Below are 12341 nucleotides of genomic sequence, written 5' to 3' on the forward strand. Positions count from 1 at the left end.
GTGGGGCAAGAGCGTTTTGCTTACTTTTGACTGGGCCGGCATTCCGGCTTTTCAAAAGTGAGCCGCTGTAAGAGCGGAACCAATATCAGCCATCACCCAAATAACGGATATGCCCCCACCCCAACCAGGAACGCCTCAGGACTTAGGCGTCAAATCCACCTTGAACCATTTTTCGCTGAGTTTCTTAACAGTCCCATCAGCAATCGCTTCTTTCAACGCCGCATCAAACTTGGCCTTCAACTCCGGATCGCTCTTGCGAAAACCCAGGCCCTCGCCATCACCCCAGATAGGGCCTTTGATCTGCGGCCCGGTATACGCCAGCCCCTTGTTCTCAGGCTTGGACATGATCGAATCAAGGAACGTAACGTCATCAAAAATCGCGTCAATACGGCCCGATTGCAGATCAAGAATCGCATCGGCCGACGTGTTGTACTCACGAATCGTCGCCACGTCCTTGAAGTTCTCATCAATGAACTTGGTGTAAATGATGCCTGAAGCGATCCCGATGGTTTTACCCTTCAGCGCCTGACGCAACGGCTCGATCGCATCGTGAATCGCCTTCGGATCAGCACTCAGCGTAATCGCATTCGCCGCCCCGGTTTTACCCGGCAGCAACGCCGCATCCTGCGCGACAAAGTTGGCCGGCGTCTGCGCGTAGGGAATCGAAAAATCCATGACCTGCTTACGGTCGTCAGTGATAACGATCGCATCCATCAACACATCAAACTTCCCTGCGTTGAGACTGGCAATCATGCCATCCCAGTTCTGCACGGTGATCTTGCACTGCAGCTTCATCTTGGCGCACAGGTAGTCCATCAGCTCAGGCTCGAAACCACTGATCTTCCCGCCTGGCAATGTCAGGTTCCAGGGCTCGTACGCGCCCTCGGTCGCGATGTTCACGGACGTCCAGTCCTTTGCCTGCAGTCCGGAAGCACTTGCCATCACTAGGGTCGCTACAGCAACAGAGCCTAACCAATTCGATTTTTTAGCGGTCATTTCTATTTCCTACCAATGTTTTGATGTGGGCTTAGGACTTTTTTCTCGAACGCATACAGGTTTGGGGACTGGCCGATTCGCTCTCCAGTCTGCACATGACTCCACATGTACATACATGTCATTGCAAAATATTTGCCAGCTTTTGCAAATAAATAACCTGTTGATTTTCAAGGAAATTAAACATCGTTAGAAAATTCGCGCGGTTTTTTCGCCCTGTTTTGGGTCGATAGGTAGCGTTTTGCACTCACCCGTGCGCTGTCAGGCGTCAGGCGTGGGGGCAGGGTTCGCGGTGAGTATTGGCGTGAATCCCAGGTGCTCAAGCAGTCGCGCCATATCGCGGACTGCGATCGACAGGGTCGCGGTATTCACCAGCGGATGGCAGAGAATCCTGTCGCCGTTCCACACCTCTTCGGCGATCACAACCTGGGTGGCGCGCTGCACGTCATTGCACAACCCCAGCAATGACACCGCTCCCGGCTCCACGCCCAGGGTTTCCATCAGGCGGCGCGGCGAGGCGAATCTCAGGCCCTTGAGGCCGAGGGTTTGCGAGAGTGCACGCAGGTCCAGGCGCTGCTCGCTCTTGAGCACCACCAGGGTGGGATTCAAGCCTTTGGCATCGCACAGGAAGATGTTCTTGACCGCCTGCCCGCTGATCCCGATGTCCAGTTTGTCGGCTTCTTCGCAGGTGCGCACGGCGCTGTGTTCCACGTATTCATAGGCAATGGAGCAGGTGTCGAGCAGGTGTAGAACGTCTTTGGGTTGAAGCATTGGCAAGGTCCCCGGGTATCGCTTTGTCTGCGCCAAAAATGGCAAAGGCCCGCCGTCCGAAAAGGAGGGCAGGCCGTTTGACGGCGTGGTTGTCAGTTCAGGTGATGGGCCACCAGGTCGTTGATTTTCCCGCTGCGCACCTGGTCAATCACACTGGCCATGTCAGCGTAAAACGCGCGGTCGTTATCCGCCACCGGCACTTCACTGCGCACCAGGTCATAGACCGCCTTGGTCGCGGTCGATGCCTTGTTCACATCGTGGAAATCCAGGGCCTGGCACGCGACCAGCACTTCGATGGCCACCACCGACTGGAGTTTTTGCGAGACTTTGTAGGCCTTGATCACCGCGTTGTAGGCCAGGCTGACCGGGTCTTCCTGGTTGCCGCAGGTCGAGACGCTGTCGATCGACGATGGCATCGACAGGGTTTTCATTTCGGCGTACAGCCCGGCGGCGGTGTACTGGACGATCATGTAGCCGCTGTTCAGGCCCGGGTTGCGCACCAGGAAGGCCGGCATTTCGCTGAAGTGCGAGTTGATCATGCGGTCGGTCCGGCGCTCGGAAATTTTCGCCAGATTGGTCAGCGCCACACACAGTGTGTCGGCTGAAATCCCGATGTAGGTGCCGTCGAAGTTGGCGCCGGAAATCGCGATACCGTCACCGTCGTCCAGCGGGAAAATCACCGGGTTGTCGCCCGAAGAATTGATTTCGCGCTCGATGGTTTCCCGCGCGTAGTTGATGAACTGCCGGGAAGCACCATGCACTTGGGGGATGGCACGCAGGCTGTAGACGTCCTGCAGGCGGTAATCGATGTTGTCTGCGATGAGCTGGCTGTCGTGCAGGATAGCCTTGATATTGGCGGCGGTTGCGGCCTGTGCGGGGTGAGCCTTGATCGAGTGGTAGCGCGGGTCGAACGCGCGGATGGTGCCCTTGAGCGCCTCCAGCGACATGGCCGCCGCCACGTCCGCCAGGTCCGCAGCCTGCATCGCGTTGTACAGCGCCAGCGTAGCGATGGCGGTCACCGACGTGGTGCCGTTCAACATCGCCAGGCCTTCCTTGCACTGCAGGTCGGTCGGTTGCAGGCCGACCTGTTGCAGGGCGGTTGCCCCATCCACCAGTGCACCGCCCTTGACGCTGGCACGGCCTTCGCCGAGCAGCACCAGGGCCAGGTGGCCTTCTACCGCGAGGTAACCCACCGAGCCTTCGCCCGGCGCAAAGGGCACCACGTCGTGGTTGAGCAGGCCGGCGATCAGTTCCAGCAGTTCCAGGCGCACCCCGGAGTAGCCTTTGCCCAGGCTGATCAACACCATCAACTGGATCGCCCGCACCTGTTCACGCACCAGCGGTTCGCCGACGGAAACAGCGTGGGAACGCACGATGTTGACTTGCAGTTCCTTGGCGTTTTCCGGCGAGATCACATGCCGCACGTTGTCGCCAAAACCGGTGGTCACGCCGTACACCAAACGGTTTTCATCGAGGAATCGCTCGATCAACCCACGGGACTTTTTAACCCGGTTCTTGTAACTGTCGGCAAACGAAACAGTGGCCGAATAGCGGGCGATCGCCACGAACTCTTCGATGCTGGGTTCTCTGTCGCCTAACACGACATGGGTAATTTGTTCAGGCAGGGTTTTCATCAGCGACTCCAGCAGGGCGTAACGCAATGGGGTGGGAAGTGGTTTAACTCTACGGGTTGCACTGACTGAAGAAAATATGAGGTTTTCTGTTACTTTTAGTAGAAAATCTAAACTGCTGAAGTCGCGAGATTCCCCCATGAGCCGTTTACCGCCGTTGCGCGCGTTGCAAGTGTTTGAAGTGGTGGGCCACTGCGCCGGTATGTCCCAGGCGGCGATTCGCCTGGGGATCTCGGTGGGCGCTGTCAGCCAGCAAATGAAACTGCTCGAAGATGCCCTGGGCATGAAGCTGACGCTCAAGGACGGCCAGCGCCTGCGCTTGAACAGCGTCGGCGAACGCCTGCACGCCCGCTGCACCGCGGCGTTCGAAGAACTCAGGCTGGCGGTGGCCGAGGCCGAGCGGGCGAAGAATCCCAACAACCTGTATATCAGTTGCCTGCCTTCGCTGATGACCAAATGGCTGTCGCCGCTGATCGACGAGTGGGGGCAGGACGAAACCGACCTGGACATCTACCTCGACAGCACCCTCGATGATGCATCGGGGGAGGAAAGTGCCGACTTTCGCATCGGTTATGGCGAGCACCCCGAGCATGCCGGGCATAGCGTGCCGCTGTTCCGCGATTGTGTGGTGCCCACCTGTTCACCGCAGTTGCTGGAACGGGTTGCGTGCGCGCGGGACTTGCTCGATTACCGCCTGATCGGCATCGACTCGCGGCCCAAATTCGATTCGCCGCCTTCGTGGACCCAATGGTTCAGCGAGCTGGAAGGGCAAACCGGCCAGCCCATCGTGATCCGCCGCAATTACTCATCATCGATTACCGCGATCCAGGCGGCCATCGACCGGCAAGGCATCGTGCTGGCGCAGTTCTCAATGATCGCCGGGGACCTGCGCGCCGGTCGGCTGGTGATTCCCTGGCGGTTCGCCGTGCCGCTGGCGGCGCCGTACTACCTGAGTTGGCACCCCAATACCCTGCACAAACAGCAGTGCCGTGGGTTTCAACGCTGGATGATTGGGCAGGGGCAGAAACAGGAGAAAATTACCGCTGCCATGCTTTCTGCTGCGCACTTTGATCATTAAGTTGTCACTTACGGTCATTGAGCGCCAGCTGGCGGACTCTTAGTCTGTGGGACATAAACCGATGGAGTGCCATTCGAGCGCTCCACGTCCCGTGATGATCCGTTGTGGAGCTGTACCATGACCGCTGCTGCCTACCCGCACTTGCTGGCCCCGTTGGACCTGGGTTTTACCACCCTGCGCAACCGCACCCTGATGGGCTCGATGCACACCGGCCTTGAAGAAAAACCCGGTGGCTTCGAGCGCATGGCGGCCTATTTTGCCGAACGTGCCCGTGGCGGCGTGGGCCTGATGGTCACCGGCGGCATTGGCCCCAACGATGAAGGTGGGGTGTATGGCGGTGCGGCCAAGCTGACCACCGACGAAGAAGCGCAGAAGCACAAGATCGTCACCCGGGCGGTGCACGAGGCGGGCGGCAAGATCTGCATGCAGATCCTCCACGCCGGGCGTTATGCCTACAGCCCGAAGCAGGTGGCACCGAGCGCAATCCAGGCGCCGATCAACCCGTTCAAGCCCAAAGAGCTGGACGAAGAAGGCATCGAAAAACAGATCAATGATTTCGTCACCTGCTCGGTGCTGGCCCAGATCGCCGAGTACGACGGCGTGGAAATCATGGGTTCGGAAGGCTACTTCATCAACCAGTTCCTCGCCGCCCATACCAACCACCGCACCGACCGTTGGGGTGGCAGCTACGAAAACCGCATGCGCCTGCCGGTGGAAATCGTGCGCCGGGTGCGCGAAGCCGTAGGCCCGAATTTCATCATCATCTTCCGCCTGTCGATGCTCGACCTGGTGGAAGGCGGCAGCACCTGGGAAGAAATCGTGCAGTTGGCCAAGGCCATCGAGCAGGCCGGTGCAACCATCATCAACACCGGCATCGGCTGGCACGAAGCGCGGATCCCGACCATCGCCACCAAAGTGCCGCGTGGCGCGTTCAGCAAGGTCACCGCGAAGTTGCGCGGTGCGGTGCAGATTCCGTTGATCACCACCAACCGGATCAACACCCCGGAAATCGCCGAGCAGATTTTGGCCGAAGGCGATGCCGACATGGTCTCGATGGCTCGCCCATTCCTCGCCGACCCGGACTTCGTCAACAAGGCTGCCGAAGGCCGCGCCGATGAGATCAACACCTGCATCGGCTGCAACCAGGCCTGCCTGGACCACACCTTCGGCGGCAAGCTGACCACCTGCCTGGTCAACCCGCGTGCGTGCTACGAGACCGAGCTCAACTACCTGCCGGTCAAGCAGATCAAGAAAATCGCCGTGGTCGGTGCCGGTCCTGCGGGCCTGGCGGCCGCCACCGTCGCCGCCGAGCGTGGGCATCAAGTGACGCTGTTCGATTCGGCCAGCGAGATCGGCGGCCAGTTCAACATCGCCAAGCGTGTGCCGGGCAAGGAAGAGTTCTTCGAGACCCTGCGCTACTTCAAGCGCAAGTTGCAGACCACTCACGTCGAACTGTGCCTGGACACCCGGGTCGACGTTGAGCAGCTTGTTGCGGGCGGTTATGACGAGATCATCCTCGCGACCGGCATCGCGCCGCGTATTCCGGCGATTCCCGGTGTGGAAAACGTCAAGGTATTGAGCTACCTCGACGTGATCCTGGAGCGTAAGCCGGTGGGTCATCGCGTGGCGGTGATCGGTGCCGGCGGTATCGGTTTTGACGTCTCGGAATTCCTCGTGCACCAGGGCGTGTCCACCAGCCTGGACCGCGAGGCGTTCTGGAAAGAGTGGGGCATCGACACCCACCTGGAAGCCCGCGGCGGTGTGGCCGGGATCAAGCCCGAGCGCCATGCGCCGGCGCGTGAAGTGTTCCTGTTGCAGCGCAAGACCTCCAAGGTCGGTGACGGCCTGGGCAAGACCACCGGCTGGATCCACCGCACCGGCTTGAAGAACAAGCAGGTGCAGATGCTCAACAGCGTCGAGTACCTGAAGATCGACGATGAGGGCCTGCACATCCGCATCGGCGCCGAGGGTGAACCGAAGGTGCTGGCGGTGGACAACATCGTGATCTGCGCCGGGCAGGACCCGCTGCGGGAATTGCAGGATGGCCTGGTGGCGGCCGGGCAGAACGTGCACCTGATCGGCGGCGCGGACGTGGCGGCCGAGCTGGATGCCAAGCGCGCTATCAACCAGGGTTCGCGCCTGGCGGCCGAGCTATAAACACGTAAAAGGGGCGGTGGTAGACTACCGCCCCTTTTCTTGTGCAGAACCGCCCTCATGGGTCCTTTCGACTGGCTCCCCCACGCGCGCCTTGAACCCCTGAAGCTGGACTGGATGGGGCCGGTGGAAGTCGCCGTACTGCGCCTGGATCGCATCGACCCGCTGATCAGCGGCAACAAGTGGTTCAAGCTCACCGAGCACCTGGCGCAAGGCCGGGCGGCGGGCGCCAGCGGGATCATCAGCCTGGGCGGCGCTTACTCCAATCACCTGCATGCACTGGCGGCGGCCGGGAAACGCTTCGGCTTTCCTACCGTTGGCTTGCTGCGTGGCCATCCGCAAGACACTCTCACGGTGCTCGACCTCAAGGCCTTCGGCATGCAACTGCATTGGCTGGGGTATGGCGGCTATCGCGCGCGCAACGAGCCGGACTTCTGGCTGCCCTGGCGCGAGCAGTATCCGCACCTGCACCCGGTACCTGAAGGCGGCGGGGGCCTGGCGGGCGCGTTGGGTTGCGGGGTTTTGGTGAATCAGGCGCGGGCACAATTAAACGGCCTGGGCTGGACGGACTATCACGGTTGGTGGCTGGCGGCAGGCACCGGTACTACATTGGCGGGATTGGTGCTGGCGGAGGCGGGCGCGCATCCGGTATATGGCGCCCTGGCGGTGCCCGACGACCACGGGGTGGCGCAACAGGTGCAGGCGCTTGTGCAGCAGGGTTATGAATTGCTGGAGGCCAGCCGGGGCGGCTTTGCCAAGGTTGATCCGGAGTTGCTGGCCTTTATCGACGCTACCGAGCAAGCCTGTGGTCTGGCGCTGGAGCCGCTGTACACCGGCAAGGCGTTATTGGCGTTGAAGCAGCAGATTGAAGCCGGGCGCTTTGCCTCCGGTACGCGCCTGATCTTCGTCCACACCGGTGGCCTGCAAGGCCGCCGGGGTTTCCCTGTTGCACCCGGTTAATGTAGGAGCTGGCTTGCCTGCGATGCAGACACCGCGGTGTATCAGTGGCACCGAGGTGATGCTATCGCAGGCAAGCCAGCTCCCACACAAGCCAGCTGCCACATTCAATCCGTGGGCTCACTGAATGCTCCCTCTCTTGCCGGGCATCATCCGCAACGCAGTGTTGTCTCGCAGCACATAGTGATGGGCCAATCCGGCCAACGCATGCAGCCCGATCAGCCAGTAGCCGATCTTGCCGAACAGCACGTGCCAGCTTTCAATTTCCTTGGCCAACGCCTTGTTCTCGGCAACCAGCGGCGGCAACTCGATGCCGTAGAACATCACCGAATGCCCCTCGGCGCTGACGATCAGCCAGCCGGCGATGGGCATGCCGATCATCAAGGCGTACAGCGCCATGTGCATCAGGGTGGCGAGGAGGGTTTGCCATTGCGGCGGGGCAGGGACGATCTTCGGTGCAACGCCCAGGCTGCGGGCGAACAACCGTAGCCACACCAGCACAAACACCGTCAGGCCGAACATGAAGTGCATTTCCACGATCAACGTACGTGCGCCGCTGCCTTTGGGAAACTGCCCGCGTAACTCAATGCAGGCGTAGACCACCGCCAGCAGCACCACCATCAGCCAGTGCAACGCAATCGACATGGTGCTGTAACGCGTATCGGAATTTTTCCAGGGCATCGCTTTCTTCCTCACTCATCAGGGCAAACCTCCGTTCTTTGCGACGGAGTCCTTTCAATGTAAGCCTGTTTTACGAGGTTTGCCCGTGAGAGGAGGGTGTATAGGCGATCTTTTGATCTCGATCAGTTGCCCTGCGGCATTTCACCCCGTGCCAGGCGCTGGTTGATATCGGCGATCACCGCAGGCAGGTCGGTGATGGTGTCGATCATGTAGTGTGGGCGCGAGCCTTCGAACATGGCCTGGATACGCGTGCGTTCGCTGGCGAGTGTGCCGGCGTCGAGGGCGCGGAACTGCTCGTAGGTCAGGCCCAGGGCGTTGCCCGAGCAGGTCAGCGCCACGGTCCACATCCCGGCGCGACGGCCTTCGAGGATGCCCGGCACGGTGTCGTCGATCTTCACGCAGGCCGCTACGTCATCGATCCCGAGGGCGATCACGTTGGCCAGGGCCTGGGCCGGCCATGGTCGGCCGTTGGGTACTTCGTCGGTGGCGACCACGTGGTCGGCGATATAGCCATTGGTGGCAGCCAGTTCGACAACCTTGTCCATCACCTGCTTGGGGTAGCCGGAGCACGAACCGATCTTGATCCCTTGCTGGCGCAGGTTGGCGATAGTGTCCAGGGCACCGGGGATCAATGCCGAGTGCTCGGCGATCTTCTCGATCTGCAGCGGCATGAAGCGCTGGTAGATGGCGGTCACATCATCGTCAGTCGGTGTGCGGCCGAAGGCCTTGCGGTAACGCTCGGCCACCTGCGGCTGGTCGCACAGGGTGCGGATGTGGTCCCACTTGCCCATGCCCATCGGGCCACGGGCTTCCTCGATGGAGACCTGCACGTCGAACTCGGCGAAGGCTTCGACAAAAATCTGCGTGGGCGCGAACGAGCCGAAATCGACCACGGTGCCGGCCCAGTCGAGGATCGCGGCTTGAAGCTGGGTTGGGTTTGCGTAGTTCATGGTTCAGATCCTGTGAGTAGTGGGCAGTCAGATATCGAGCACGTTCATTTCTTGCAGCACCTCGGCCACCGCCGCGACCGCGGCTTGCATCTCGGCCTGGTTCACATGGCCGATGCAGCCCACGCGGAAGGTTTCCACCTGAGTCAATTTGCCGGGATAAAGGATGAAGCCCTTGGCCTTGACCCGTTCGTAGAACTCCTTGAACTGGTAGCGCGGGTCTTTCGGCGCGTGGAAGGTAACGATGATCGGCGCCTGGATCGCGGCGGGCAGGAAGCTGCGCAGGCCCAGTTCGGCCATGCCGTCCAGCAATGCCTGGCAGTTGTCGGCGTAGCGCTGGTGCCGGGCGGGCAGGCCGCCTTCTTCGTTGTATTGCAGCAGCGCTTCGTGCAGCGCCGCCACCACGTGGGTCGGCGGTGTGAAGCGCCATTGGCCGGTCTTGGCCATGTAGCTGTGCTGGTCGAAAAGGTCCATCGCCAGGGAGTGGCAGTTGCCTTGGGCTGCAGCCAGCGCCTGCTTTTCAGCGAACACAAAACCCATCCCCGGTACGCCTTCCAGGCACTTGCCGGAGGCGGCGATCAGCGCGTCGAACGGCACCTCTCGGGCGTCGATCGGCAGCGCGCCGAAGGAACTCATGGCGTCGATAATCAGGCGCTTGCCGTGGCGGGCGATGACCTGGGCGATCTCGGGCAACGGGTTGAGAATCCCGGTGCTGGTTTCGCAATGGATCAGTGCGACGTGGGTGATGCCCTTGTCGGCGTGCAACAGGCGGTCGACGTCGGCGGCGGTGGTGGGTTCGTCCTCGGCAGTTTCAAAGGTACTGAACTCGCGGCCGAGCACTTCGCAAATCTTCGCCAGGCGCTTGCCGTAGGCGCCGTTGATCAGCACCAGCACCTTGCCGTCCCGTGGCACGAGGGTGCCGATGGCCGCTTCCACGGCAAAGGTGCCGCTGCCTTGCAATGGCACGCAATGGTGGCTGGCGGTGCCGTTGACGATCACCAGCAGTTGCTCGCAAAGACTGGCGGTCAGTTGATTGAAGCGGTCATCCCATGAACCCCAGTCGACCATCATGGCCTGGCGGGTGCGGGCCGAGGTGGTCAAGGGCCCCGGGGTCAGCAGGATCGGCGCGGCAGTGCTCATTCGTGTGTCCTCGCAAAACATTGGGATGAAGTTACGGCGCCTAAATTGCAGTTTGGCTTGTCATCAATCAAATTGTTTGTTGTTATGCGAGCTATCAGTGAGGCCGATAGCTATGAACCTGTTTCAACTGCGTGCGTTTGATGCGGTGGCCCGCGAGGGCAGTTTTACCCGGGCGGCCGAGCGCCTGTTTATCAGCCAGCCGGCGGTGACCGGGCATATCAAGGCGCTGGAGGAGCACTACCAGATCGCGCTGCTGCGGCGTACCGCGCGGCGGGTGGAGTTGACCGAGGAGGGCACCAAACTCGCGGCGATCACCCGGGCGATCTTCGGCCTGGTGGAAGAGGCGCAGACGTTGCTGGAGGCCAACCGGCAATTACTTACCGGGCGCCTGGAAGTGGCGGCGGATGGGCCGCACATGGTCATGCCGATGCTGGCCAGCCTACGGCAGCGGTATCCGGGGATTACTGTCAATTTGCGCCTGGGCAATGCGCAGGAAACCCTCGCGGCGCTGTTGTCGGAGCGGGCTGACGTGGCGGTGTTGACCGAGGTGGAGCCGCGCAAGGGCCTGCACTTGCAGCCGTTGATCGAGTCACGGATTTGCGCGTTGGTGCCTGCGGGGCATCCGTGGCTGGCGGAGCCTGCGGGGATTCGGCTGGAGCAATTGGATCAGGTGATCATGGTGTTGCGTGAACCCAGCTCGATCACGCGGCGGACCTTTGACGATGCCTGCGCCCAGGCCGGCGTGCAGCCCCGGGTGTTGCTGGAACTGGACAGCCGTGAGGCGGTGACGGAAGCGGTGGCGGCCGAGTTGGGGGTTGGGGTGGTGTCGTCGATGGAAGTCAGCCGGGATCCGCGGGTGCACGCGATTCCGATCCAGGGCGAGGGGCTGGTGAACCGGCATGTGATCGGGTGCATGGAGCGGCGGCGGGAGTTGCGGTTGATTCAGGCGTTTTTCGAGTTGGCGCCCTGAGTGGGGGTTGGCTTGAGATCTAGTTGGCCCTTTCGCGAGCAAGCCCGCTCCCACATTCGACCGCGTTCCATCGGTAGAACTCGGTCAACTGTGGGAGCGGGCTTGCTCGCGAAGGGGCCCTCAACTTCACCGCAAACTTTCCCGCACAATCTCCAGAAACGTCGCCACCACCCGCCGCGAACTCTGCTCCTTCAAGCACACCAGTGTTTCCTTCATCCGCTGCGTACAGTCACGGATCGGCATCGCATACACCCGCGAATCTGCGCCAAACTCCGCAGCCGACACCACCCCCACGCCAATCCCCACCACCACCGCCTCCCGCGCGGCTTCGCGGCCTTCCACCTGGATCGCCGGGCGAATGCGCAGCCCGGCCTGGTGCATTTCCTGCTCCAGGGTCTGGCGGGTCACCGAGCCGATTTCCCGCAACACCAGCGGCGTATCGTCCAGGTCCGCCAGGCAGATCGACTCGCGGCCCGCCCACGGGTGGTTGCGGGCGACAAACGCGAGCAATTGGTCATCGGGCAGCGGCAGTGACAGCAGCCGCTCGTCGTCCACATCGCGCCCCAGCAGCGCGAGGTCGGCCTGGTAGTTGTACAGGCGAAACAGTGATTCATCGGTGTTGCCGGTTTCGATCTTCACGCTGATGCCCGGGTACAACTGGCAGAAGCGCGCGATCTGCGGCAGCACATGCACCGGGGCGTCCACCGCGAGTGTCAGGGTGCCGGTTTGCAAGGCGCGGGAATCCTGCAACAGCTCTTCGGCTTCCGCCGCGACGGCAAACAGACGCTGGGTGATGCTCAACAGGCGCTCGCCGAGGTCGGTCAAGCGCACCGAACGTTTGTTGCGATGAAACAGCAGCACGCCGAAACGTTCCTCAAGCTTGCGCACCTGGTCGGAAATGGCCGGCTGGCTGAGGAACAAGCGTTCGGCGGCGTGGGTAAAACTGCCGTGTACGGCCACCGCATGGAAGGCTTTGAGTTGCGCGTGAGACACCGACATCGCGAATCCTCTTACAAGCT

11 protein-coding genes are annotated in these 12341 nt (G+C 61.4%); 4 read left to right on the plus strand and 7 right to left on the minus strand.

The features are described 5' to 3' along the window. Positions 1-135 precede the first annotated feature (135 nt). The 3 genes from HX801_RS01310 to hutH all read right to left on the minus strand — a co-directional run bounded on the left by HX801_RS01310 (position 136) and on the right by hutH (position 3398). Positions 136-900, minus strand: a complete 765-nt coding sequence (locus HX801_RS01310) for a transporter substrate-binding domain-containing protein (RefSeq protein WP_003212408.1) — start codon at positions 898-900, stop codon at positions 136-138. A gap of 354 nt (positions 901-1254) precedes the next feature. Next, positions 1255-1764, minus strand: a complete 510-nt coding sequence (locus tag HX801_RS01315) for a prolyl-tRNA synthetase associated domain-containing protein (protein WP_177021436.1) — start codon at positions 1762-1764, stop codon at positions 1255-1257. 92 nt (positions 1765-1856) lie between these two features. Then, complete coding sequence (hutH, locus tag HX801_RS01320; RefSeq protein ID WP_008431464.1) at positions 1857-3398, minus strand: histidine ammonia-lyase; 1542 nt, start codon at positions 3396-3398, stop codon at positions 1857-1859. Between the two features lie 136 nt (positions 3399-3534). On the opposite strand from hutH, the gene HX801_RS01325 reads away from it, so the two are divergent. From HX801_RS01325 to HX801_RS01335, 3 genes are all read left to right on the plus strand, one after another. Further along, positions 3535-4473 carry a LysR substrate-binding domain-containing protein gene (locus HX801_RS01325; RefSeq protein ID WP_003212414.1) on the plus strand — a complete coding sequence of 313 codons (939 nt, stop codon included), beginning with the start codon at positions 3535-3537 and terminating at the stop codon, positions 4471-4473. A 117-nt stretch (positions 4474-4590) separates the two neighbouring features. Next, positions 4591-6630 carry an NADPH-dependent 2,4-dienoyl-CoA reductase gene (locus tag HX801_RS01330; protein WP_177021437.1) on the plus strand — a complete coding sequence of 680 codons (2040 nt, stop codon included), beginning with the start codon at positions 4591-4593 and terminating at the stop codon, positions 6628-6630. 57 nt (positions 6631-6687) lie between these two features. Beyond that, positions 6688-7587: a 1-aminocyclopropane-1-carboxylate deaminase/D-cysteine desulfhydrase gene (locus HX801_RS01335; protein ID WP_177021438.1), complete on the plus strand. Its 900-nt coding sequence runs from the start codon at positions 6688-6690 to the stop codon at positions 7585-7587. A 117-nt stretch (positions 7588-7704) separates the two neighbouring features. Here HX801_RS01335 and HX801_RS01340 read toward each other — a convergent pair whose 3' ends face one another. From HX801_RS01340 to HX801_RS01350, 3 genes are all read right to left on the minus strand, one after another. Beyond that, positions 7705-8265 (minus strand): cytochrome b, encoded by a 561-nt coding sequence (locus HX801_RS01340; RefSeq protein WP_177021439.1) that lies wholly within the window; start codon positions 8263-8265, stop codon positions 7705-7707. Positions 8266-8387: 122 nt separating this feature from the next. Next, positions 8388-9215: a phosphonoacetaldehyde hydrolase gene (gene phnX, locus HX801_RS01345; RefSeq protein WP_003212423.1), complete on the minus strand. Its 828-nt coding sequence runs from the start codon at positions 9213-9215 to the stop codon at positions 8388-8390. 27 nt (positions 9216-9242) lie between these two features. Next, on the minus strand, positions 9243-10352 hold the full coding sequence (locus HX801_RS01350) for a 2-aminoethylphosphonate--pyruvate transaminase (protein WP_003212425.1): 1110 nt from the start codon (positions 10350-10352) through the stop codon (positions 9243-9245). 112 nt (positions 10353-10464) lie between these two features. Between HX801_RS01350 and HX801_RS01355 the strand changes: the two genes are divergently transcribed. Continuing rightward, entirely contained in the window at positions 10465-11322 is an 858-nt protein-coding gene (locus tag HX801_RS01355; protein ID WP_003212427.1) for a LysR substrate-binding domain-containing protein, read from the plus strand. A gap of 126 nt (positions 11323-11448) precedes the next feature. Here the strand turns inward: HX801_RS01355 and HX801_RS01360 are convergent, their stop codons facing one another. After that, on the minus strand, positions 11449-12321 hold the full coding sequence (locus HX801_RS01360) for a LysR substrate-binding domain-containing protein (protein WP_003212428.1): 873 nt from the start codon (positions 12319-12321) through the stop codon (positions 11449-11451). Positions 12322-12341 lie beyond the last annotated feature (20 nt).

The sequence above is a fragment of the Pseudomonas sp. G1002 genome (assembly GCF_013385455.1).
In the GTDB taxonomy this organism is placed as follows: domain Bacteria; phylum Pseudomonadota; class Gammaproteobacteria; order Pseudomonadales; family Pseudomonadaceae; genus Aquipseudomonas.